At 38.1% G+C, this 23,843-nt stretch carries 19 protein-coding genes; 8 read left to right on the top strand and 11 right to left on the bottom strand.

The genetic code is table 11. The annotated features are described in order from the left end of the window. Positions 1 to 67: 67 nt before the first annotated feature. The gene (locus FW768_RS11115; protein WP_153395421.1) at positions 68 to 1,414 is read right to left on the bottom strand and encodes a serine hydrolase domain-containing protein; all 1,347 of its coding nucleotides are present in this window, start codon (positions 1,412 to 1,414) and stop codon (positions 68 to 70) included. Between the two features lie 196 nt (positions 1,415 to 1,610). Between FW768_RS11115 and FW768_RS11110 the strand changes: the two genes are divergently transcribed. Both FW768_RS11110 and FW768_RS11105 read left to right on the top strand, forming a co-directional pair. After that, entirely contained in the window at positions 1,611 to 2,657 is a 1,047-nt protein-coding gene (locus FW768_RS11110) for a sensor histidine kinase (protein WP_153395419.1), read from the top strand. A gap of 4 nt (positions 2,658 to 2,661) precedes the next feature. Further along, entirely contained in the window at positions 2,662 to 3,393 is a 732-nt protein-coding gene (locus tag FW768_RS11105; RefSeq protein ID WP_153395417.1) for a LytR/AlgR family response regulator transcription factor, read from the top strand. Positions 3,394 to 3,439: 46 nt separating this feature from the next. On the opposite strand, the gene FW768_RS11100 is transcribed toward FW768_RS11105, so the two are convergent. The 4 genes from FW768_RS11100 to FW768_RS11085 form a co-directional block, all read right to left on the bottom strand. Next, positions 3,440 to 4,852: an efflux transporter outer membrane subunit gene (locus FW768_RS11100; RefSeq protein WP_153395415.1), complete on the bottom strand. Its 1,413-nt coding sequence runs from the start codon at positions 4,850 to 4,852 to the stop codon at positions 3,440 to 3,442. 197 nt (positions 4,853 to 5,049) lie between these two features. Continuing rightward, positions 5,050 to 8,232 (bottom strand): efflux RND transporter permease subunit, encoded by a 3,183-nt coding sequence (locus tag FW768_RS11095; RefSeq protein WP_153395413.1) that lies wholly within the window; start codon positions 8,230 to 8,232, stop codon positions 5,050 to 5,052. A 36-nt stretch (positions 8,233 to 8,268) separates the two neighbouring features. After that, the gene (locus tag FW768_RS11090) at positions 8,269 to 9,429 is read right to left on the bottom strand and encodes an efflux RND transporter periplasmic adaptor subunit (RefSeq protein ID WP_153395411.1); all 1,161 of its coding nucleotides are present in this window, start codon (positions 9,427 to 9,429) and stop codon (positions 8,269 to 8,271) included. Positions 9,430 to 9,778: 349 nt separating this feature from the next. Next, a complete protein-coding gene (locus FW768_RS11085; RefSeq protein ID WP_153395409.1) occupies positions 9,779 to 10,375 on the bottom strand; it encodes a TetR/AcrR family transcriptional regulator in 597 nt (198 codons plus the stop codon). 155 nt (positions 10,376 to 10,530) lie between these two features. Here FW768_RS11085 and FW768_RS11080 point away from each other — a divergent pair, with 155 nt between their 5' ends. Beyond that, positions 10,531 to 11,085 (top strand): thioredoxin family protein, encoded by a 555-nt coding sequence (locus FW768_RS11080; protein ID WP_153395407.1) that lies wholly within the window; start codon positions 10,531 to 10,533, stop codon positions 11,083 to 11,085. A 406-nt stretch (positions 11,086 to 11,491) separates the two neighbouring features. Here the strand turns inward: FW768_RS11080 and FW768_RS11075 are convergent, their stop codons facing one another. Then, positions 11,492 to 12,355 (bottom strand): AraC family transcriptional regulator, encoded by an 864-nt coding sequence (locus FW768_RS11075; RefSeq protein ID WP_153395406.1) that lies wholly within the window; start codon positions 12,353 to 12,355, stop codon positions 11,492 to 11,494. 123 nt (positions 12,356 to 12,478) lie between these two features. Here FW768_RS11075 and FW768_RS11070 point away from each other — a divergent pair, with 123 nt between their 5' ends. The 3 genes from FW768_RS11070 to FW768_RS11060 are packed head-to-tail and all read left to right on the top strand — an operon-like array spanning position 12,479 to position 17,668. After that, positions 12,479 to 13,708, top strand: coding sequence for an MFS transporter (locus FW768_RS11070; RefSeq protein WP_153395404.1), 1,230 nt, complete (start codon positions 12,479 to 12,481; stop codon positions 13,706 to 13,708). A 1-nt stretch (position 13,709) separates the two neighbouring features. Then, positions 13,710 to 15,191 (top strand): trehalase family glycosidase, encoded by a 1,482-nt coding sequence (locus FW768_RS11065; protein WP_153395402.1) that lies wholly within the window; start codon positions 13,710 to 13,712, stop codon positions 15,189 to 15,191. Positions 15,192 to 15,211: 20 nt separating this feature from the next. Next, positions 15,212 to 17,668: a TonB-dependent receptor gene (locus FW768_RS11060; protein WP_153395400.1), complete on the top strand. Its 2,457-nt coding sequence runs from the start codon at positions 15,212 to 15,214 to the stop codon at positions 17,666 to 17,668. A 73-nt stretch (positions 17,669 to 17,741) separates the two neighbouring features. Here the strand turns inward: FW768_RS11060 and FW768_RS11055 are convergent, their stop codons facing one another. Beyond that, complete coding sequence (locus FW768_RS11055; protein ID WP_153395398.1) at positions 17,742 to 18,323, bottom strand: hypothetical protein; 582 nt, start codon at positions 18,321 to 18,323, stop codon at positions 17,742 to 17,744. Between the two features lie 114 nt (positions 18,324 to 18,437). Then, the gene (locus FW768_RS11050) at positions 18,438 to 19,076 is read right to left on the bottom strand and encodes an MBL fold metallo-hydrolase (RefSeq protein WP_153395396.1); all 639 of its coding nucleotides are present in this window, start codon (positions 19,074 to 19,076) and stop codon (positions 18,438 to 18,440) included. A 69-nt stretch (positions 19,077 to 19,145) separates the two neighbouring features. Here FW768_RS11050 and FW768_RS11045 point away from each other — a divergent pair, with 69 nt between their 5' ends. Next, positions 19,146 to 20,363 carry a type IX secretion system plug protein gene (locus FW768_RS11045; protein ID WP_153395394.1) on the top strand — a complete coding sequence of 406 codons (1,218 nt, stop codon included), beginning with the start codon at positions 19,146 to 19,148 and terminating at the stop codon, positions 20,361 to 20,363. A gap of 109 nt (positions 20,364 to 20,472) precedes the next feature. Here the strand turns inward: FW768_RS11045 and hemH are convergent, their stop codons facing one another. Next, entirely contained in the window at positions 20,473 to 21,525 is a 1,053-nt protein-coding gene (hemH, locus tag FW768_RS11040) for a ferrochelatase (protein ID WP_153395392.1), read from the bottom strand. Between the two features lie 74 nt (positions 21,526 to 21,599). Continuing rightward, positions 21,600 to 22,478 (bottom strand): NifU family protein, encoded by an 879-nt coding sequence (locus tag FW768_RS11035; RefSeq protein WP_153395390.1) that lies wholly within the window; start codon positions 22,476 to 22,478, stop codon positions 21,600 to 21,602. Between the two features lie 220 nt (positions 22,479 to 22,698). On the opposite strand from FW768_RS11035, the gene FW768_RS11030 reads away from it, so the two are divergent. Further along, positions 22,699 to 23,235 (top strand): gamma carbonic anhydrase family protein, encoded by a 537-nt coding sequence (locus FW768_RS11030; protein WP_153395388.1) that lies wholly within the window; start codon positions 22,699 to 22,701, stop codon positions 23,233 to 23,235. A gap of 155 nt (positions 23,236 to 23,390) precedes the next feature. Here the strand turns inward: FW768_RS11030 and FW768_RS11025 are convergent, their stop codons facing one another. Beyond that, positions 23,391 to 23,837, bottom strand: coding sequence for a hypothetical protein (locus tag FW768_RS11025; RefSeq protein ID WP_153395386.1), 447 nt, complete (start codon positions 23,835 to 23,837; stop codon positions 23,391 to 23,393). Positions 23,838 to 23,843: the final 6 nt, after the last annotated feature.

The following is a 23,843-nucleotide window of genomic DNA, read 5'->3' as shown; positions in this document are numbered from 1 at the left end:
TTAAACTCCTTAACCGAATTCAGGTTAAATAGTAAAACTTCAAATCTCAAACCTCAAATCTCAAATTTTACATCGTTTTCTTACAATTGATAGATTGTTTGCCTTGTGTTAATTTAGCTCCGGTTACGTTGCCTTTTTTATTGAATGTAAAATCAAATTCTGCATCATTTTCCGGAGAATAAAAAATATTCTTATTTTTTGGGATTAACAATCTTTTTTCTCCTTCTTTTCCATTATTATACATGCTTAAAAATAAATGATTTTTCCCGGCTTTTGAAATCTGAAATTTAGCTACAGTGATTACTCCAGCCAATCTTGCATTATAAACACCTGTAAACTTATCGGTAGATGGTGAAATTTCACTTTCATATTTGGAGAAATCCGGATAAATATATTTTTTCCTATAGTATTTGGAAAGTATTCCGATGGCAATTGTATTGAGCTTAACCGTATTTCCATTAGAAAAAATAACCAGAGAGAGTTTATCATCGGGAAAATAGCTTACAGTTGAATGAAATTCATCTATTCTGCCGGTATGTCCATAGCCTGTTTTTTCATAGAATGGAGCAATTTGTAGTCCATAGCCGAATGCTTTTGTATTGGCGGTCTCCATTTGAGCAAGAGAGTTTTTGGAAAACAGCTTACCATTGAAGAGTGCATCCATTAGTTTGGTAATATCTTCAGTGGTGGAAACAACCGCACCTGCTGAAAGAGTAAAGCTGGGATGAGTATCGGTTTCTTTTAACCATTTTTCTCCATTGTACAGATATGAAATATTCCTTTTGCCATATTCGCTTTCGGAAGTTTCATAATAGGTATTTTTCAGGTCTAATTGATTAATAATTCTTTGCTTCAAATTTTCTTCGAAAGATTTTCCGGTTAAGTTTTCGATGATATAGCCTAACAATACATAATTGGAATTGCTGTAGGAACTATCTTCCCCCGGTTTGAAATCGGGTTTGCCGAGATTAATAAGCTTCAGTATTTCATCCTTTGAAAAAACTTTGTTTTTTTTGCTGTAATAATCTTCCCATTGCAAATAATCGTAAATTCCGCTTGTATGGTTGAGCATATTTCCAATGGTGATTTTTTCCGAATTTTTAATGTTAGGAAAATATTGATTCAGCTTAGAGTTTAAAGAAAGCTTCCCTTCTTCTATTAATTGAAATGTGATAATTGCTGTGAAAATTTTAGTCACTGAACCAATTCGATATTCATTGGAACTGTTTGGGAATTTGTTGAAATTTCCGGTGTAGATTGTTTCTCCGTTTTTTTGAAGCAAAACACTTCCTGAAAAAGCATTTTTTTCCTGCAGGTAATTCAATAAACTATCAATTGATTTTTTGTAATTGGGATTTTGTGCTGACAGAATTCCAAAAAAATTCAAAATAAATATCAGATATACTTTCTTCATTGTTAATTATTTTGCAACAAATAAAATAACATTTTTGATTTATTTCAGCAGTTTTTTGACCAATGAGACTAAAATCGTGACGTATAGTCTGCTGTTTAAAATGATATTGTTTGTCCATAAAAAATAAACGATGGTGTAAAAAATAGGTAGACCGCTATTAAAAATATTTAAATTTAAGGTTTTATAAAAATAGGTAATGAAGATATTAAAAGGGGATCAATTTCTTAGGTTGCTGCTAAACATAGTATTTATAGTTTTAATATTATTTGTTTCGGCAAACAATAATCATAAAAATTACCCTTTAAGCTATATTTTTCTATATAATATACTCCTTTTTGTACCTGCATACATCAATAATTTATGGCTTCTCCCTAAGCTGAACCGCGACAAAAATATAAGAAGATACTTAACCATTGTTATTATACTTTTTTTGTTTTTCGTCATTATATTGGGGCAATATCTAAAGTACTTGTATGATCATTTTAATACCTCTGAACTTGTTGATTTTACACCCATCGCAGCTACCGCTTTAGCTCCTGAAAAAGTAGAAAAATATCAATATTATTTTGATGTTTTTCCGGGAATCGTTATTGTGATGCTTATTCTGGCGATAGGTTATTCTATACAGACCTTTTTATTGAGAATTAAAAAAGAAGAAGAGGCAAAAACTCAGCAAAACATAGCAGAACTTAGTTTGTTAAAATCACAAATAAGCCCTCACTACCTTTTTAATGTGCTTAACAGCCTGTATGCTTTAGCTCTTAAAAAGTCTGAAGAAACACCGGATGTCATTTTAAAAATGTCTGATATTTTACGATATTCTCTATATGAAACACAGGAAAAAGAAATTGCCATTAGCCACGAAATACATATCCTGAATATGTATATGGATATAGAAAAGTTAAGAATGCCTGAAAACGCAAGTATTTCTTTCCAGCATTCGGTAAAAGATCCTGTTAAAATTGCGCCGATGCTTTTATTGCCTTTGATAGAAAATGCTTTCAAGCACGGCATTGATTCTACCGTTGAAGCTTCTTATATTAGGGCAGCATTAACCTGTAGCCATAATAGCCTTATATTCGTTTGTGAGAATAGTTTTAAAGAGCTGCAAAAGAAAGAAATCGGAGGAATTGGTATTGAAAACATCCGCAAACGTTTGGAATTATTATACCCTGGAAATCATCGGTTAGAAATAAAAAAGTACAAAGATGTTTTTAACGTTATCCTTGAAATAAAATTATAAAAAAATGGACAAAATAAGATGCTTAATCGTAGATGATGAAAAACTGGCCCAGGAGGTTCTGGTACATCATATTTCAAGGTTTGATGTTTTACAGCTGGAAGGAATCTGTAATAATGTTTTTGAACTGATTGCTTTTTTAAACAGAGACAAAAATATCGATTTGATTTTTCTAGATATTAAAATGCCTGAGATCAACGGAAATGACTTTGTTATCATGTTTAATAATCCTCCTGCGATTATTTATACCACAGCGTACAATCAATACGCTCTGGAAGCTTTCGATCACAATGCGATAGATTATTTGTTAAAACCAATTTCCTTGGATCGCTTTTCTAAAAGTGTACAAAAAGCAACTCAAATTCTGGAGACGAGACAAAAATTTGTTCCTGTGACAATGGAAGAAAATAACGATTGTTTTTATGTAAAAAGTGATAAGCGATTGGTGAAGATTGATCCTAAAGAACTTATTTATATTGAAGGGATGGGAAATTATATCTGCCTGTATACCGAAAACGATAAAGTGATGATTCACGGAACACTGAGCTCAACTGAGGAAAGCTTAAAGCAGCTGAATTATATTTGCAGAGTACACAAATCATTTTTTGTCAATCTGAATAAAATCAGTTATTTGGAACAGCATGTCATTTCATTGATCAATAAAAAAAATATTCCTATTGGATTAAGCTATCGTGATCAGGTTTATGAAAAATTAAAGATATGGCAGACTAATAAATAAAATGCGGCCCCGAAAGGCCGCACTCCAAACAATATAATTAAATTTACTACTTCCAACCGCCTCCTAATGCTCTGTAAAGGTCTACAATGCTGCTTAGGCGTTGTCTTTTTACAGAAGCCAGATTCAGCTCAGCCTGAAGAGAATTTCCCTGTGCTGTTATTACTTCAAGATAATTGGCCATACCGCCTTTGTACAACATCTGGGCACTTTTGATCCCGTCTTTCAATGTTGCCGACTGTTCGACAGCCTTCTGTTCCTGAACTTTTAAACTTTCGTTGGAAACCAGCGCATCAGATACCTCTCCCATTGCATTCAAAACTGACTGACGGAAAGCCAGTACATTTTTTTCTCTTTGTATTTTAGCCACTTCAAGATCTGTTTTCAGCTGTCTTTTCTGGAAGATAGGCTGGGTGATTCCTCCCAGTACAGATCCGAATAATGAGGCCGGAATCTGAAACCAATTGTCAAACTTGAAAGAATTCACTCCTCCGTTAGCTGTAATCTTTAATGAGGGATACATATTAGCCTGCGCGATTCCCACGATAGCATTGGATTCCAATAAAACCAGTTCCTGCTGACGCACATCAGGTCTGCGGCTTACCATAGCTGCGGGTAATCCTGCTGAAATATTTTGCGGAAGTGAAGTATCCGACATTTCGATCGTTCTGCTGATCTTGTTGGGAAGTTCACCTACAAGAATGCTCAGTGCATTTTCCTGAATGGCAATATTCTGTTCCAGCTGAGTGATCAGAAGTTCTGTAGACTGTTTCTGAGCCGTTGCCTGCTGAACTCCTAAAGAAGTGGTATCGCCACTGTCCCACATTTTCTGGGTGATATTCAGGGTGCTTGAACTTAATTCCAAATTGGATTTTGCGATCTGCAGCTGACGGTCAAGCATTAATAAATTATAATAACCTTGGGCTATTGCTGCTACAACCTGGGTCTGTACTGCTTTTGATCCTTCATAAGTGTGCAGATACTGCATTCTTGAAACCTCCTGCTGATTTTTGATCTTTCCCCAGATATCAGCTTCCCAGGAAAGATTGAAGGCCGCATTGTAATCTTCCACATGGCTTTGCCCTAAAAACAGATTAAGGCTCTGCCCGTTCATGCTGTTCTTTGAAGGTTTCGAGATCTGCCCCGAAACTCCGAAGCCAACATCCGGATATTGCAGATATTTTGCCTGTTTAAGCTTCTCCTGAGATGCGGCAACCTGTTTTAAAGCGATCTGAAGATCATAATTATTTTTTATTCCTTTTTCAATGAGTTCCTGTAACATAGGATCACTGAAAAACTGTTTCCATTCCAGATTAGCGATACTGGCTGTATCTGCAGTAGCCGTGTACTGGAATTTTTCCGGAAGCTGAAGGTCCGGCTCCGCGTATGCCAGTTTAGACACACACGAAACCGAGGCCACAGCCAATATAAAAGTCAGAAAAATATTCTTTATTCGTTTCATAGTTGTTGTTTAATAAACTTTAATTGAATACAAACTTTGGAGAGAAACTATCTTATTGTTTGGGCAGAGTTTTTTTCAGATTCTTAAAAAAATAATCTCTCGCTGATTTTGCAGATAACGCTGATTTTTTTCTATTTAAAAACTATTTAAATATTAAACCTTTCATTGTTCTTTCTCTCCAAAATTGGTAGTTAATTTTAATGAGCAGCTGTTAAAGCTTGTTCCTGCTGTAACTTTTTTTGAAGTCTTTTCTTCTTTCTGCTCGGCATTTTTTCATGCAGATACTGGAAGATCACATACATTACCGGAATAATAAAGATCCCGAACAGTACTCCTGTAAGCATTCCTCCAACGGTACTGTACCCGATAGAATGATTTCCTTTTGCAGAAGCCCCCTGCGTCCATACCAGAGGAAGCATCCCCACAATGAAAGCAAAAGAGGTCATTAAGATCGGTCTCAGACGTAATCTTGAAGCCTGAAGCGCAGATTCTATCAGAGTTTTACCTGCTTTTCTTCTCTGTACGGCAAATTCTACGATCAGAATGGCATTTTTAGCCAATAATCCGACCAGCATGATCAGTCCGACCTGTACATAGATATTGTTATCAATACCAGCTAATCCGGTGAATGCAAATACTCCAAAGATTCCTGTCGGAATGGTAAGAATAATGGCAAACGGAAGAATATAACTTTCGTATTGCGCTGCCAGCAGGAAATAAACAAACAGGATACTTAAAAGGAATATAAATACGGTCTGTCCGCCTGTTTTGATCTCTTCACGGGTAATTCCGGTCCATTCGTAGCCGTAACCTCTCGGAAGAGACTGCTGTGCTACTTCTTCTACTGCTTTGATGGCATCTCCGGTACTGTAACCTGGTTTAGGCGTTCCGTTGATGGTTACCGCGTTGAAGAGGTTGTTTCTTGTTACCGTTTCAGGTCCGAAAGATCTTTTCAAAGTAACCAGTGTTTTAGCCGGTACCATTTCTCCTGATTTATTTTTAACATAAATTCCCTCCAGAGAGTTAATATCGGTACGGTACGGAATATCCGCCTGAGCCATTACCCTGTAGTATTTTCCGAATCTGTTGAAATCTGAAACGAAGCTGCTTCCATAATAGATCTGCATGGTCTGCATCAGTTCAGTAACTGAAACTCCCAGCTGGTTGGCTTTATCAGAATCCACTTCAATCGTATACTGTGGGTTTCCGGCTGCATACGTGGTAAATGCAAATGCAATTTCAGGACGTTTCATCAGTTCTCCGATAAATGCCTGTGTTGTTGTTCCCAGTTGTTCAAAAGAACCGTTGGTTTTATCCTGAAGCATGAATTCAAAACCGGATACGTTACCAAACCCTTGTACGGTAGGGAAGTTGAAGAAGAAAGCATTGGCATCTTTCACCTGGCTTACCTTTCCTGTCAGTGTTGCAGCAATCTGGTCAGGGTCTTTCATATCACCGCGTTTGTCATAATCTTTAAGCTTGATAAAGCCGGCTGAATAAGGAGAAGCGTTGGCATTGCTGATGAAGTTCATTCCGTCTGCTACCCAAAGGTGGTTAGTTGATTTTTCACCGTTAATAATCTTATCAATCTGTTCTGTGGCTCTGCTGGTTCTTTCCAGTGAACTTCCAGGAGGAGTATTCACAGCATACAGAACGAATCCCTGATCTTCAGTAGGAATAAATCCGGAGGGTGCTTTTTTAATCAGAAAAACACTTATTGCTGTAATGAGTACCAATCCGCCTACAGCCATCCATTTATTTTTGATCAAAAATTTAACACTGTAAATGTACTTTTTCGTCATGTTGTTGAAGCTCACATTAAATGCGTTGAAAAATCTGGCTCCAAAACCTTTTTTATGACCGTGTTCACCGTGTTCTCCCTGAGGATCATTTAAGAAAATAGCACATAAAGCCGGGCTTAAAGTCAATGCATTTACTGCGGAGATCAGAATCGCAATAGCCAAAGTGAAGGCAAACTGTCTGTAGAAAACTCCTGCCGGACCCTGCATAAAGCCTACCGGAATAAATACGGCACACATCACCAGGGTAATGGAAATAATAGCCCCGGAAATTTCACTCATCGAGTTCATCGTGGCATTTTCTACGGGCATTCCTGTCTGTTCCATTTTAGAATGGACTGCTTCCACAACAACAATGGCATCATCCACTACAATACCAATAGCCAATACCAGTGCAAACAGAGTAAGCATATTGATACTGAATCCGAACAGCTGTAGGAAAAAGAAGGTTCCGATAATGGCAACCGGTACCGCAATAGCCGGAATCAGAGTAGATCTGAAATCCTGAAGGAAAATATATACTACGATAAATACAAGAATGAATGCAATCACAAGCGTTTCTACCACCTGATGAATAGAAGCATCCAGAAAGTCTTTGGAATTGTACATAATAATAGGTTTCACTCCTTTCGGCAGGGTAGTTTCCATGACTTTTACCTGCTTTTCAATTTCCGTAAGGATCTCGTTTGCGTTGGAACCTGCAGTCTGGAGAATAGCAAATCCTGCTACGGGTTTTCCGTCCACTCTGTTGGTCGCGGTATAGGTATAGGAACCGAATTCTACTCTGGCAACATCTTTTAATCTTAAGAATGATCCGTCATTATTGGCTTTGATGGCAATATTTTCATAATCTTCATCCTTATTCAGTTTACCTTTGTATTTAAGGATATACTCGTAGGTTTCCTTACTTCCCTGGCCAAGACGTCCCGGAGCGGCTTCAAGGTTATGATCTTTAATGGCGGCCAGAACTTCCTGTGGAGAAAGGCTGTTGGCTGCCAGTCTATCCGGTTTCAGCCAGATTCTCATGGAATAATCTCTGGTCCCGAAAACCTGGGCCTGTGCTACTCCTGGAATACGCTGTATCTGTGGAATAACGTTGATTTTCAGATAATTTTGTAAGAAAAGTTCATCGTACTGTTTAGCATCTTCGCTGGTCAGTCCCATGAACATAATCATACTGTTCTGAACTTTCTGGGTAGAAATTCCGGCTTGTACCACTTCCTGGGGAAGCTGGCTCATGGCTTTGGATACACGGTTCTGTACGTTTACGGCAGCATTATCGGGATCAGCGCCCTGTTTGAAGAAAACACTCAAAGTCATGGTACCGTCATTACTGGAGTTGGAAGTCATATAGGTCATGTTTTCCACTCCGTTTACAGCTTCCTCAATAGGTGTTGCTACCGAACGGGCAACAACCTCAGCATTAGCTCCCGGATAAAAAGCCGTTACCTGAACACTTGGCGGAGCAATATCCGGAAAGAGGGCAATGGGCAGATTAAAGAGAGACAACGCCCCCAATAATAAGAGTATAATGGAGATGACCGTTGAAAGGACCGGTCTTTCTATAAATTGTTTTAACATAGGAAGTTTATTTTTTTAGTCTTCTGCAGCTACGGGCTACAAAGGTTTGGCTTTCAGTAAACTGTCAGACGAGATAGGTTTCGGATGGATTGAAGCTCCGTCTTTTAAGTTCCCGATTCCCGTGTATACGATCTTTTCTCCCGGAGTAAGTCCTTCCGAGATAAAATAATAGCTTTCAGTCTTACCAGAGATCTTTATAGGTTTGCTGGTGACTTTTTTATCTTTCCCTAAGACATATACATACGTTTTATCCTGAATTTCAAAAGTAGATTCCTGAGGGATAACCACCGCATTGGAAATCAGTTGAGGCATGCGTACTCTTCCGGTATTTCCTGTTCTCAGGGCTCCGCTGGTATTAGGGAAAACTGCGCGTACGCTGATGGCTCCGGTTGTTTTATCAAACTGGCCGTCTACGATGCTCATTTTTCCTTTTTCAGGATAGATGCTGTTATCTGCAATAACGAGTTCTACCATCGGCATATTTTTCAGCTTTTCTTCAAGAGAGGCTCCCGGATATTTGTTCTGAAAAGCAATAAAATCCAGTTCACTTAGAGAGAAATAAGCATAAATTTCACTGATATCAGACAATAAGGTCAAAGGGTTGATGTCTGTTCTGGAGATCAGACTTCCTTTTTTATACGGGATCCTTCCGATATACCCGCTTACCGGGGCTGTGATGGTGGTAAATCCCACATTAATTCTGGCGCTTCCTACAGACGCTTTGGCTTGGGATGCAGCAGCGACGGCAGCAGCATAATTGGCTTTTGCTGTTTTAAGCTGAACATCAGAAACAACTTTAGCGGCTACTAACGGCTGAAGTCTGTCTACTTCCACTCTTGCTTTTTCAATATTGGCATTTGCAGCCTGAAGATTGGCCTGTGCCATGTTCATCTGTTCGCCATAACTTCTTGAGTCTATTTTGAAAAGAGGCTGTCCAGCTCTTACATAAGAACCTTCTTCCACATAAATTCTGTCCAGGTATCCGTCTACCTGAGATCTGATTTCTACATTATTTTTACCCTCCAGCGCGGTAGGGAATTCCTGATAGGTGGTAGCAGGAGAGGAGATTACGGTATAAACCGGCAGTTCCGGAGCAGGGGGGGGCGTGTTGGAACCTTCTGCTGCTTTGGTACAGTTCTGTAAAAGGATAATACTTGATATAAGTACGATGAACCTTATTTTTCCAGGTATTTTCATTTGTTGGTTTAATTTTTTTAATGAAGTGTTAGATTTAAGTAATAGTGTTCTTTTTGTAAATCCTGTTATTTTACCTAACAGTGTTAGTTTATAGGGTAAAAAAAATCAGAATTTCTGATAAAGGAGTCAAATCGTTATTTCCATAATTGTTAATAGTGGTTTTTTAAATGTTGATTTTATATATAATGAGGTGTATTAATTATGTGTTAATTTTTCTAACAGTGTTAAATTGATAGACAAAAAGTGAAATCAATTATTTGGGTTAAGAATTTCATAGTATTGAGTTTTTTAACGGTTCTTATCCGATGTTATTTTTCCTAACGGTGTTAATTTTTAATTCAAAAAAAATTTACAAAGACTTAATAAAAGCCGAAACAGTTTCGTCCAGGGTAGTTTTATTCATCGTAGACGGAATATCAGTCGTACGCATCATCATAATAGAGATCAGTCCGTGTACTGCAGAAAATAAAGCATGCGACATATGGCAGGCATTTTCAGGATTAGATCCGTTCTTTTTAATGATATTATAGGTACACTCATAAATCAGATCCTGAAACGAAGAAAATTCTTCCTTCATCTGTCCTTTACCACAACACTGCATTCCCAGCCCAAACATCAGCTGATAGTATTCCGGGTTTTTGAATGCAAAGTTCCAGTATGCATCTACAATGGCAGTAAGCTGTTCTTCAGGAGTATCATGTTTTCTCTGGGCTTTTAACAGTTCAATATGAAGGGAATGAAAACCATTCAGGGAAATTTCATACAAAATAGCCTCCTTATTTTCAAAATAATCATACACTACCGGAGCACTGTATTCTATAGCATCAGCAATTTTCCTCATCGAAAGGGAAGCCCAGCCTTCAGTTTTAGCCAAACCAAAAGCCGCCTGCAAAATATTTGCACGGATAGATTCTTTCTCTCTCTGACGACGTTCATGCAATCCCATGATATTATTACTAACAGTGTTAGCAAAACTACAAACTTTTAGTGATAACTTCCAAATGATATTTTACTTTTAACATTTAACGAAAGTTTATAAATCAGCAGATTCGCTTTGTATCAAAAGAAACTTTATCTTTGTGAACAAAGAAAATAAAAGATATGAATACGCCCTCCAATATGCTGGCTCTAGGAACAAAAGCACCGTTTTTTGAGCTTCCGAACCCGTCAAAAACCAATGAGATTCAATCTTTGGATGAATTGAAAGGAGAAAAAGGAACACTAGTCATCTTTATGTGCAACCATTGTCCGTTTGTTCTTCACGTAATCGATAAAATCAACGAGCTGTATGAAGATTACAATGATAAAGGAATAGAATTCATCGCGATCAACGCTAATGATATTGAAAAATATCCTGATGATGCTCCTGAAAAAATGATTGAATTCCAGATCGAAAGGAAATTTGACTTCCCTTATCTGTTTGATGAAAGCCAGAGCATTGCAAAAGCTTATGATGCAGCCTGCACTCCGGATTTTTATTTCTTTGATGACAAACTTGATCTTGTATACAGAGGGCAGATGGATGATTCCAGACCAGGAAACAATAAAGATGTAACAGGGGAAGACCTGATCATTGCATTTGAAAATCTTCTGGCAGGAGAACCTCAGGAAGAAATTCAGAAACCAAGCATGGGATGCAATATCAAATGGAAATAACCGAAGCTTAATTATTTAACTTCCTCCAAGATATAAGGCTGTTCTTTTTAAGAGCAGCTTTTTTTTGTGCATAAACATTTGCTTATCGAGATATTTTTTATGCTCGCAGATTGGGTAGATCTGGCAGATTTATGAAGTCTTTTTTTAACAGGAATAGAAGATTTAAAGATAAGGCTAATGTGCGGTTTATAATGCCCGCTTCATCGAATCAACGGAGTTGATTCTGTCCTTTGCTTCCTTTAAAATCAATATTGCCTATGCATAGCATAGAAATCTTGCATTAATCTTTTTTATCAAAAAATAATTTCAAACATGATCTATTGAGTTTTGTTAATAAAATTTATCTGATAACCAGGTGTATAAGAGTTTAAGAATGAGATTTAAACAGACTCTAAATTAGAAAAAATTATATATTGACCTTATTGGATGAATAGTTTTTTATAAATTCTGAAGGCGTCTTTTCAGTATATTTTTTAAACATCCTGTTAAAGTAGGTTACATTATTGAAGCCACAACTGTAACTGCATTCCGAAATACTCATATCCTGAGCCATCAGCAGGCAGGCTTTATTGATCCGGTACCGGTTCACAAACTCAGTAAAAGTGATTTGGGTCGCTTTTTTAAAGAAATTACAGAAAGCCGGAAGGGTAAGATTAGCCAGCCGGGCAGCGTCTTCGATTCTGATTTCTTTGTCGTAATTATTTTCCACGAAAGTAAAAATGTTTTCCAGCCTTGTTTTATTTTTTGAAATGATGGTGTAAGGCATGATTTCTTTATTCAGAAGATCATAATCTTTACATTTTGAAAGTTCAAAAAGGATTTCCAGCAGCAGCAGATACCTTTTGTAGCCTTCTGATTCCAAAAGAATTTTTAATTTCGGAAGCATTGCTTTTTTGATTTTATGATGAAAATGGATGCCGTATTTAGAAAGTTCCAGCAGGTTTTTTATGGAGACAGCATCCACTTCCTGTGGCGGGAACTGAAGGATCTCTTCTTTGAACTGAAGCACAATCTCTTCATGCGGATCCGTAGAATTCAGGCCAAATCCCGAATGAGGAATATTGGAGCCGATGAGAACCAGATCCCCATTCGTATAATTGCTTTTATGATAACCGACATGCCGGGTTCCGGTTCCGGATATGACACAGACCAGTTCTATTTCCGGATGGTAATGATACTCCCATTTGAACTCGCAGATCGGCGAGTTGTTATGAAGCGTACGGAAAGAGCTTTTTTCGCTCGGAACGATTCTCTCAAAACTGACTTTCATTTCATTAATCTTAATTATTCAATAAAAATACTAATTATATTAATATAGTTCAAAGATTGGTTTATTGTGTTAAATTAATGTTAACCCAAATGCTTCTATCTTAGCCGGCAAGAAATGATCTCCATGAAAAATTTCAACATCAAAGCCGTACTTTTTCTGAATTACTTTGTTTTCGCCATTCTCCTGAATTCTGTGGGAACAGTGATTTTGCAGGTACAGCAGAACTTCGGAATTTCTAAATCTTCTGCGAGCATTCTGGAAGGTTTTAAAGACCTGCCGATTGCGATATGTTCATTTATCCTTGCATCGTTTCTTCCGAAAATAGGAATTAAGAACTCTATGCTGGCCGCCCTTTTTATGGTAAGCTGTATGTGTTTTGTTATGCCGTTTTCCAATGACTTCTGGTTTTTTAAACTGTTATTTGCTGTGGTAGGAGTTTCATTTGCTCTGATTAAAATCTCGGTCTTCACCTCAATTGGACTTGTGACGGATACGGATAAAGAGCATTCCAGCTTTATGGGCTATCTGGAAGGATTCTTTATGATTGGTGTTTTGATGGGAAATGTCCTTTTCAGTTTATTTATTGATGATCACAATCCGAAATCTACCCACTGGCTGAATGTATATTGGGTGCTGGGTACAGTTTCCACTTTATCTTTTTTGTTTCTGTTCTTTTCAAAGTTGGATGAGAAAGAAGCGAAAGATGAGAAAACCGATCTGTGGGGAGATCTGAAGAACAGTATAAGTCTTTTCAGCTATAAGAAAGTCTTGTTTTTCCTGTTATGTGCTTTTCTTTTTGTACTGGTAGAACAGAGTTTTCAGACCTGGACTCCTACTTTCTATAAGGAAATTTTAAAAGTGCCGACTTCTATGAGTATTCAGGCAGGAGCTGTTTTGGCGGGAGCGTTTGCATTGGGAAGATTTCTCTCAGGTTTCTTTTCCAAAAAGTTCAGCTGGATTTATGTTGTGTCTTTTTGCGTGATTGGTTTTGGAATCAGTATTCTGTTGGTTTTACCACTTACCCACAATATTCACATCAGTACCGGAACCAACTGGCTGAATGCTCCGCTGGTTGTGTATTTATTTCCTTTAATGGGCGGGTTGCTGGCACCTATTTATCCAAGTATTAATTCTGTGATCCTGGCATCCATTCCCAAATACCTTCACAGCGCAATGTCCGGCTTGATCGTCGTTTTCTCGGCTGTCGGAGGAACGATTGGCTCTGTGATTACCGGCTTTGTCTTCCAGGAATTCAGTGGACAGCAGGCATTTTATCTTTCATTGATCCCGCTTTCACTGCTGATCATTTCAGCTATTTTCATGAATAAGTTAAAAATAAACCCTAAGAAATAAGATGAATAAACAGCTTTATATAAAAGAAATTCAGGCTCTTTTTGATGATGTGCAGAGATCAAAAATCTTTGAGGATCAGAAAATGATGACCGACGCAGTCCCGGTATTTCCTGTGGCTGAGATCAATGCTGAATATGAAAAAAGGAGAGGAACTCAAGGTTTTGACCTGAAAGATTTTGTCATGACTCATTTTGATTTTTTAGGGGCGAAGGTTTCCATTCAAAGAGAAGAGCGCCTTCCTATTGATGAACATATTGAGAAACTCTGGGATGAGCTGACCCGTGATGCTTACGAAGAAAAAGGAACTTTACTGAAACTTCCTAAACCTTATGTTGTTCCAGGGGGCCGCTTCAATGAATTTTTCTATTGGGACAGTTATTTCATTATGCTTGGGCTGCAGGTTTCAGGAAGAACAGAGATGATGGAAAATATTGTGGAAAACTGTTCATATCTGATTCAGAATGTAGGATTTGTTCCTAATGCAAGCCGTACCCACTTCCTGAGCCGCTCACAGCCTCCGTATTTTTCGCTGATGCTGGAACTGCTTTTTGAAACAATAGGTGATGAAACAATATACACCAGATACCATGATACGCTGGAAAAGGAATATGCTTTCTGGATGAATGGTGAAGAATGGCTGGATCATGGCTCCAATGTAAAAAGAATTGTTAAAACAAAAGACGGCGATCTGCTGAACCGTTACTATGACGCAGAAAACGCACCACGTCCTGAAAGTTATCTGATCGATATTGAAGACCAGGAAAGTGCAGCGGATGAAGAATTTTACAGAAATATAAGAAGTGCCTGCGAATCCGGCTGGGATTTTTCCAGCAGATGGTTTGCGGACGGAGAACATATACAGACCATAGAAACCATGAACATTGCAGAAGTAGATCTGAACTGCCTTTTATGGCATTTGGAAAATACTTTGGCAAAATCATCAGCACTTCAGGATCTGGGAGAAAAAGAAAATTATTTTACTGAAAGAGCAGCAAAGCGAAGACAGATGATCAACAAATATTTCTGGGATGCAAACACTAAGATTTACAAAGATTATCACACTAAAAAAAACACAAAAACACCGTCTGAACATATTGCTGCTCTTTACCCTTTATTCCTTGGAATTGCAGATCAGGAACAGGCGGAAGGTATTGCCAATGCGGTTGCTGAGAAATTTCTTTATCAGGGCGGTTTGGTGACGACTACCAAAAATTCAGGCCAGCAGTGGGATCTTCCGAATGCCTGGGCTCCTTATCAGTGGCTTGGTTTTAAAGCCATGAAAAATTATAGTTTTGATGAACTGGCAGAAAAAATAAAAAATAATTGGTGTTCCAATGTAGAAAGAGTCTATAAAAACACGGGAAAACTGATGGAAAAATACAATGCATTAGACACGGAAACGATTGCAGGAGGAGGAGAATACCCGAATCAGGACGGATTCGGATGGACTAACGGAGTCTATCTTAAATTAAAACAAAACTAACTCTATAAAAATCATGTGCTATGAAAAAAAGATCGATATTTTTAATGGTGGCCACGGCTTCACTTTATTTCAATAATGTGTATGCACAGGAAACTCCGCAGGATTCCATCAAGACCTCTTCAATAGACCAGATCGTTATTACCGGAAACTCCGGCCCGAAAAAGAAAATAGAATCCAGTACGGCGATTTCTACTTTTACAGCCAAAGAGATTCAGAAGCAGAACCCAATCAGTGCAGCGGCTTTACTGCAGAGAGTTCCGGGGTTTGCTGTGGAAACATCAGGTGGGGAAGTGGGAAATAACCTTTTTGCAAGAGGAATTCCTTCTGCGGGAGCCTATGAATTTGTTCAGGTACAGGAAGACGGGCTTCCGGTTTTTGAAGATGGTGCCCTTCAGTTTGCCAATGCGGATAATTTCTTCCGGGTGGATAATACAGTGAACCGTCTGGAAGCATTAAGAGGAGGTTCGGGATCTATTTATGCCAACAATTCTCCCGGTGGTCTGATCAATTTTATTACGAAAGAAGGAACCAATAATTTTAGAGGAACCGCTAAACTGGAAACCGGAACCTATGGTCTGATGCGTACCGACGTGAATGTAGGAGGAGCTCTGATTCAGGATAAGCTTTTCTTTAATGTAGGCGGTTTTTACAGAACAGATAACGGAATCAGAAAAACAGGATTTAAGGCCAATAACGGTGGACAGATCAGAATGAACCTGAAGTATGTGTTTGATAAAGGGTATGCAAAAATTTATTATAAAAAGCTGGATGACAGAAATACATTCTACCTCCCGATTCCTTTAACCCAGGATGGAGATAAACTGAAAGAGTTTCCGGGATTTGACGCCAATTATGGAACCTACAGCTACAGAGCACTCAGTCAGCTGAGCATTCCACAGGCCGGAGGCGGATTCTTTAAAAGAGATCTTGAAAACGGAATCCACCCGAAAGTAGATGTTGTGGGAGCAGAGTTTAAATATGATCTTGGAAATAATTTCAGCGTCCTGAATAAAACCAGATACACCAATATCAACATGGAGTATACAGGAATGTTTCCGGCAGGAGCACCTAAACTGGCTTCTGCATATGCAACAGATCTTGTAAAAGATGGCGGACTGGGAATGAGTAACTATCAGTATTCACTCGTAAGTACCGGTGCTATTGTCAATCCGGAATATATTCAGAAATTAGGATTCTGGGCGATCGACAAACAGATGAATAATTTTGTGAATGACCTTCAGTTCAATTATAAATTTGATAAAGGAAATGTAACAGCCGGTTTCTATAAATCAAACTGGAAGTCGCATCAATACTGGAACTGGAGCAATATTTTAACAACGGCTACGGACAGACCTCAGCTGCTTAACCTGGTGAATCCTTCAATGGATCCCTCAGATGTGGGCTATTCCCAAACGTATAACGGAGTTAAAGATATGTCTTTCCTGATCAGAGATTCACAGATTCAGGGAAGTCTGAATGATCTTTATTTAAACTTGGATTACAATATTACAGAAGCTTTAAGTTTTAATGGAGGAATCCGTTACAGCCGTGATTTCTATAAAGGATATGGTGTGAATACAACAACAGCCAACCTAAATAATTCAGGTCTGACCACAGATGGAACTCACAGCTTCACCACTACAACCGCTGATGATAATATGGCGGTTCTGGGGAATAAATATACGTACTGGTATTATGACATCAACAAAGTATCTTATACTATGGCTGCGAACTATAAGATCAACAGAGGAAATGCAGTATACGCCCGTTTCTCTCACGGTTTCAGATCTCCGAATGAAGAAGCGTACTATAACAATATGGCAAATCTGGACCAGATCAAGCCGGTTCGTACCAATCAGCTTGAAATAGGCTATAAATATTATTCGAGAAACTTTGATATCGGGGTAATTCCTTTCTATTCCACGCTTAAAGATCTTTCATTCACCGATGTATTCTCAGACGGAACTTCTGAAAATAAATTCGCCAATACCACCAACCTTGGAGTAGAGATCGAAGGGTATACAAGACTCTTCAACAATATTCTTGAGGTGACCTTTAACGGAACCATTCAGAATCCGAAATACAAGGATTTTACAGGAAGAAATGCAAACGGAACTACGTTTGATTATGACGGCAACACCGTAAGAAGAATGCCTAAATTCTATTTCAATATTTCTCCGGCAGTGAATATTACCAAGGAGTGGAGAGCTTATGTAAGCATGAACTATTACGGAAAACGTTTCCAGAATGAAGGCAATACAGCTGATAATATTCTGCCTTCTTTCACAGAATTCGGGGCCGGAATGTCTTACCAGCTTGGAAAAATACGTTTTGCCGTAGACGGAACCAATATCTTTAATACCATTGGAATTACAGAAGGAGATCCAAGATCACAGACGGTAACAGGAACCAATATCAGAATGGCAAGACCTATTTTGGGGGCTGCTGCCAGAGCTTCTATTACTTTAGATTTTTAATACTTCTATTTCTTTATAACAGGAAACCGTCAGAACCTATGTACTGACGGTTTTATTTTTTTTACTCCATCTTCTAATGGCGCCATTTTCCATCAAATGTACCATTAAGGAATTCTCCGTTACCCTTTGCTAAAATAGCGCAGTCTGGAATTTTTCTTGATATATCTAAAAGTCCTTCAAATGTATAATTGTTGTCCCGTACGTGGATGCAGATATTTTCCAGGAAGCAGTAAATTTCTAAATTTTTCAGAGCAACAAATTTTTTCAACCCCTCTTCATCAATTGATGTTTCATGAATTTGCAAGTCGAATAAAAAATCTAATGCTGCCAGATCCGGAATACAGTCGTTGGTAAGCTGTGAATTTTCTTTTAACCTGAGGTATTTTAAATTGTTCAGATTTTTGATATGCTTTATCCCTTCATTGGTAATTTCAGTGTCCTGTACATCCAAATATTCAATTTTATAGCAATCGGATATATGAGCTAACCCTTCATCATTGAGATTTGAACAGGAAAAACTGGCAGAGGTCAGATTAAGAAACTGGTTCAGAAGGGGCAGATCATTGATATAACTGAGTGACTGTTCCCGTTCAAAACAGAAATGTTTGATGTTCAGATCGTAATAATGACTTCCTATTTTTATAGAATTTTCCATTTCTTTAAATACTTTTCCCCTTAGCGGGTTTTCTTAAGTTTTTTAATTTCTCTGTAATCTGATCCACTCCTCAAGCCTTTTTATCTCTAAATTCCTTAACCCGGACTCAGTTTTTTACTTAAAAAAAGGATTGTACTGCTTCTCAAAACCAATTGATGTAGGATTTCCATGGCCGGAGAAAACCTGTGTTTCAGGATCCAGTACGAAAAGTTTTGTTTTGATGCCGTCAATCAGCTGCTCGTAATTTCCTTTATAAAGATCTGTTCTTCCGATGCTGCCTTCAAAAAGTACATCTCCGGAGATCATGAATTTCTGATTTTCATTGTGATATACCACACTTCCCGGAGAATGTCCCGGAACATGATAAATCTTGAATTTTTCTCCGTCCAGATCAAGTTCCTCACCTTCCGTAACATATTGGGTTTCTACTTTCACAGGATCGATATTCATCCCGAATCTCATCCCGCTTGCCTGAAGCATATCCAATACTTCCTGATCTTCCTGGTGCAGATAAACCGGAACTTTAAATTGATCAAAAGCCCACTGAAGCCCCAAAACATGATCGATATGAGCATGAGTAAGCAGAATTTTCTGAATATGCAGTCCGTTTTCCGTGATGAAATGATCAATCACCTGGGTTTCCTGCGGACTCATATTTCCGGGATCAATTAACCATGCATTTTTGTTTTCGTTGTATAGAATATAAGTGTTTTCGCTCGCAAAATTGAATACGAAACCTTGAATCTGAAGCATATCGGATATTTTTTATTCAAAAGTACGATATTATTAAGAAAATCCCGATTTTTCGTTATCTTCGTCATAATGAAAACTTTGCGCATATTTTTACTTTCTTTGAGCGGACTGGCTTTTGGGCAGAATATCCAGAGCATACAGCTGTTTAATCCACAGACCAATGACGAAACCCCGGTAATAAAATTCGGTGAACAGCTGGTTCTCAGATTTGATGATCTTACCAATGCCAGCGAAATTTACAGATATACCATCAAACATTACGACCGGAACTGGAATGATGATAATCTTTTCTTTACGGAATTTGCCACCGGAAGTCTGAACGGACTGCTGGATCAGTTCCAGTATTCTTTCAATACCATTCAGCCTTATACTCATTATAAGCTGACATTTCCGAATGATAAGATACAGCCGAAGATCTCCGGAAATTTTGAGTTGATCGTTTATAAGGATTCTGCTGAAAGACCTCTTTTTAAAAGAAGATTTTATGTCGTGGAAGATGCGGCTACGATAGCACTGAACATTTCAAGAATTGCTGATGCGAAAAATCCGAATATCAACCAGAGGGTAGAGGCAAAAGTTGTTTCAAAAGGAGGAGATCTTTCTTCCAATGTGAATTCTATGTCTCTTAATGTGATGCAGAATAACAACCCGAATGTAACAGTCAATAATTTGAAACCAAGTACTACATTAGGAAACCAGCTGCTTTTCCAGCAAATGAGCCTTACTTTCCCGGGTAACAATGAATTCTATTATTTCGATAACAAAAATATGAATATGGCAGCGGACATGGTTCGTGCCACAGAATTAAAAGACGGTGTCAATCAGACTTATCTGCATTCCGTTTGGGCTTTTCCTCTTAACTACCAGTATCAGCCGGATGTGAACGGTGCGTGGTATTACAGAAGAAATGACCTGGGTCTGGAAAGAAATGCAGACAGGGAGGCCGATTATTCTTGGGTTTATTTTTCTTTGGATTCTGATCCTGCAGATAAAGAGATCTATGTTTTGGGCGGTTTTAATAATTTCACCCCCTCCAAAGAAAACCAGATGCATTACGATGCAGCCAGCAAAAAATATGTGGCTAAAATATTCCTGAAACAAGGATTCTATAATTACATTCTGGCCACCAAAGAAAGTAATGGCAGCCTGAACTTCGGCGAGATCAACGGAAATTTCTGGCAGACAGAAAACCTGTACCAGGCATTTCTATATTATGCACCTTTCGGACGAAGTTATGATGGATTGATGGGATACGGGGAATTCAGAACACCTGTGGGAGCTAAATAAAACTTTGAATTATTAAAATAATAAGAGATGTCAATAAAGACGTCTCATTTGTTTTCCACAGATTTCTCAGATTAAAAAAGAACTGCCTGATATGGCAGTTCTTTGTATTTTAAACCAGATAAAAGTCATTCAACTTTTCTTCACAGAGTGTCTTTACAACCTCTATCCAGCGGTCTTCATCATTCAGACATGGAATGTAATGGAAGTTTTCTCCGCCAGCATGCTGGAACTGCTCTTTACCTTCCACTGAAATTTCCTCCAGCGTTTCCAGACAGTCTGAAACGAAAGCCGGACACACCACTGCAAGGTTTTTAATACCTTTTCCAGGAATGGTTTCTAAAGTTTCATCCGTATAAGGTTCTATCCATTTATCTTTCCCCAGCCTTGACTGGAAAGAAACGATGGTTTTTTCTTTTGGAAGTCCCATTTTAGCTATAACAGCCTCAGTAGTTTTATAACACTGATGTCTGTAGCAATAAGCATTATGAGTATCCACCTGGCTGTTGATACAGTTGGCATCATCAATTTTACAGGTCTTCGACGGGTCTGTTTTATAAATATGCCTTTCCGGAACCCCATGATAGGAGAACTGCAGGGCATCAAAATTTTCAGGAAGCTTTTCCTTAATGCTTTCTGCTAGGCAATTAATGTAAATATCTCTGTTGTAGAAAGGCTGAATATAATTGATTTTTACGGTAGGAAATTTCTTTTTCCGTACTTCTTCTGCTTTTTCAATAACCGTTTCTGTTGTACTCATTGCATATTGCGGGTACAAAGGGAAAAGAACGATTTCAGAAACTCCTTGATCCACTAATCTCTGAATTCCTGCTTCAATGCTTGGTTGTGCGTAACGCATTCCGATTTCTACGGGAACATCTACCAGCTTCTGAAGTTTTTTCTGAATTTTTTCAGTAATAACGATCAAAGGAGAGCCTTGATCCGTCCACACGGTTTTATAGGCTTCTGCAGATTTGGCAGGTCTTGTTTTCAGGATGATACCCTGAACAAGAAGTGCACGGAAGATCCAGCGGTAATCAATAACCCTTTCATCCATTAAAAATTCATCAAGATACTCCTTTACATCGTTTACTGCCGTAGATCTGGGTGATCCTAAATTGACCAATAAAATTCCTTTCTTTGAATTTCGGGATTCTTTCTGCAAAACTTTTTATTTTAGTGATGTATATTTCAGTTAATATTGGAAATTGAAGGTTTTTAGCTTAAACGCTACAACGTTTATCCATTCACAGCTTCTACTCTTTCTACCAGATCAGGAACAAACTGTTTCAGAATATTTTCAATACCGTTTTTCAGAGTAGCTGTTGAGCTTGGGCATCCTGAACAGGCTCCCTGTAGAAGCATCTTGGCTGTTTTACTTTCCTGATCGTATTCCATCAGTGAAATTTTCCCGCCGTCGTTTTCTACTGCAGGAGCAACATATTCATTTAAAATATCAGAAATTTTCTGCTCATCCTCGGTATAATCTCTGTTGATGATCTTTTCAACCGGATTCTCATGTTTTTGAGGTTCAAGATTTGAAATTTCTCCTCCGTTCTGAAGGTATTCTGCAATTAAAGCGCGGACTGCCATCATCACTTCATGCCATTCTACAGAATTATCTCTTGTTACCGCAACAAAATTGTCAGAGATGAAAACTTCTTTAGCAAAATCAAACTCTTTGAAAATAGCCTGTGCTAATGGAACTCCATCTGCAGCCTCTCTTGATTTTACTTCCACAAAACCTTCTAATAACAGTTTGCTGGAAACGAATTTCATCACATTCGGATTAGGAGTCATCTCAGCATAAATCTGGTACATCTCTTTTTTCTTCTGAAGATAAATTCTTGGATTAGCCAGTAATTCATCCTCGATAACATTTTTCAGACTTTCCGCCACATGTTCCCATTCAATAGTATCCTGTTTGGCTACTGCTACAAAATTGGCAGTAATGAAAACTCTTTCCACAAAAGGATAATTGAAAAGTTCCTGTGCCATTGGAATTTCTGAAATATCTGAACTTCTGTCCAACTCTAAAGACCCCGGAATCAGATTGTAATCTGCAACAAATTTCATCACTTTCGGGTTTTCGGTTGGTTCTATAAGTATTGTACGCATTTTTTCGTTAAATTTGAGATACAAAAATACGCAATTAGAATTTAGAACTTAGAGATTTGAATTTAGATTTTTGCTATCACAGTCATTTAAAATTAGAAGTTAGAGTATAGAGATGGAAGGAAATCGATATTTTCAACTCGTATATTTTCAGACAATCGTTAGATATTGGCAGAATTCATGATTTCAAATTAATATATTTTCAAATTATCAAATTAAAATTATGGCAATCATAAAAGAACTTTTAGGGAAAATGCCTCAGATTGGTGAGGGAACTTTTTTAGCGGAAACAGCAACCATTATAGGAGATGTAACAATGGGTGAGAACTGCAGTATCTGGTATAATGCCGTGATCAGAGGGGATGTTCACTACATCAAAATGGGAGATAAAGTTAATGTACAGGATAACGCCATGCTGCACTGTACCTATCAGAAGCACCCTTTGAATATCGGGAATAATGTTTCCATTGGTCACAATGCCATTGTTCATGGATGCACGGTAAAAGATAACGTCCTGATTGGGATGGGAGCTATTGTAATGGATGACTGCCTGATAGAAGAAAATTCTATTGTAGGAGCGGGGTCTGTGGTAACGCAGGGAACCCATATCAAATCCGGGGAAGTTTGGGGAGGAGTACCTGCCAAAAAAATTAAAGATATCTCTGCACAGCTGCTGGAGGGAGAAGTAAATAGGATTGCAGATAATTATGTGAAATATTCTTCATGGTATAAGGAGAATGTGAAAGAAGTGGAAGGATAGTATTGAAGCGTTATAGACTTTATAGAAACTATATAAAAAAAATTAAAAGCTCTGTCAATTGACGGAGCTTTCGTTTTAATCCTTAGTATAAACTCCTGAGCGAGTTTGTTGTTGAATAATTCAACGGGATATATAACCTTTGCTTTGATTTTTTTCTATCGCTGTTCCGTAATAAGAATTGCCTTTCCAGCGGAACATTTTACTGCTGTTGGAGGCATTATCATCATACAGTCGGAAGTGATGTTGTATTTTTCATTAAATGCTTTTACCTTTTCTGTATACACATTGATCCTTGGCAGGATGGAAGTTTCTATTTTTTTTGGATAAGCAATATACAGCATCGGGCCCCCACAGGCTTTGGCCCCCATTGGAGCAAAGGTCCAGTCCGAAGCATTAGTACATTTTTCAGATGCTTCAGATTCTATGGAGGCTTTTAATTTATCCAGTTGGGCCTGATCATATCTTTGGCTGTCTTCATCAGCAGGTCTCTGGGAAATATCTTTAGGAAGATCAGTACCTGCATTTTTAGATGCATTGCAGGAAACTAATGTAATGGTAGTGCAAAATAATAATATCGGGATATGGATGAAAACTTTTTTCATAAAAAA

This window comes from Chryseobacterium vaccae (assembly GCF_009602705.1).
Lineage (GTDB): Bacteria > Bacteroidota > Bacteroidia > Flavobacteriales > Weeksellaceae > Chryseobacterium > Chryseobacterium vaccae.
This window is presented reverse-complemented; position numbering and strand designations above follow the sequence as displayed.

Coding starts and splice junctions, on each gene's coding strand:
- FW768_RS11115 (WP_153395421.1), bottom strand. CDS start 1,414: ATGAAGAAAGTATATCTGATATTTATTTTGAATTTTTTTGGAATTCTG.
- FW768_RS11110 (WP_153395419.1), top strand. CDS start 1,611: ATGAAGATATTAAAAGGGGATCAATTTCTTAGGTTGCTGCTAAACATA.
- FW768_RS11105 (WP_153395417.1), top strand. CDS start 2,662: ATGGACAAAATAAGATGCTTAATCGTAGATGATGAAAAACTGGCCCAG.
- FW768_RS11100 (WP_153395415.1), bottom strand. CDS start 4,852: ATGAAACGAATAAAGAATATTTTTCTGACTTTTATATTGGCTGTGGCC.
- FW768_RS11095 (WP_153395413.1), bottom strand. CDS start 8,232: ATGTTAAAACAATTTATAGAAAGACCGGTCCTTTCAACGGTCATCTCC.
- FW768_RS11090 (WP_153395411.1), bottom strand. CDS start 9,429: ATGAAAATACCTGGAAAAATAAGGTTCATCGTACTTATATCAAGTATT.
- FW768_RS11085 (WP_153395409.1), bottom strand. CDS start 10,375: ATGGGATTGCATGAACGTCGTCAGAGAGAGAAAGAATCTATCCGTGCA.
- FW768_RS11080 (WP_153395407.1), top strand. CDS start 10,531: ATGAATACGCCCTCCAATATGCTGGCTCTAGGAACAAAAGCACCGTTT.
- FW768_RS11075 (WP_153395406.1), bottom strand. CDS start 12,355: ATGAAAGTCAGTTTTGAGAGAATCGTTCCGAGCGAAAAAAGCTCTTTC.
- FW768_RS11070 (WP_153395404.1), top strand. CDS start 12,479: ATGAAAAATTTCAACATCAAAGCCGTACTTTTTCTGAATTACTTTGTT.
- FW768_RS11065 (WP_153395402.1), top strand. CDS start 13,710: ATGAATAAACAGCTTTATATAAAAGAAATTCAGGCTCTTTTTGATGAT.
- FW768_RS11060 (WP_153395400.1), top strand. CDS start 15,212: ATGAAAAAAAGATCGATATTTTTAATGGTGGCCACGGCTTCACTTTAT.
- FW768_RS11055 (WP_153395398.1), bottom strand. CDS start 18,323: ATGGAAAATTCTATAAAAATAGGAAGTCATTATTACGATCTGAACATC.
- FW768_RS11050 (WP_153395396.1), bottom strand. CDS start 19,076: ATGCTTCAGATTCAAGGTTTCGTATTCAATTTTGCGAGCGAAAACACT.
- FW768_RS11045 (WP_153395394.1), top strand. CDS start 19,146: ATGAAAACTTTGCGCATATTTTTACTTTCTTTGAGCGGACTGGCTTTT.
- FW768_RS11035 (WP_153395390.1), bottom strand. CDS start 22,478: ATGCGTACAATACTTATAGAACCAACCGAAAACCCGAAAGTGATGAAA.
- FW768_RS11030 (WP_153395388.1), top strand. CDS start 22,699: ATGGCAATCATAAAAGAACTTTTAGGGAAAATGCCTCAGATTGGTGAG.
- FW768_RS11025 (WP_153395386.1), bottom strand. CDS start 23,837: ATGAAAAAAGTTTTCATCCATATCCCGATATTATTATTTTGCACTACC.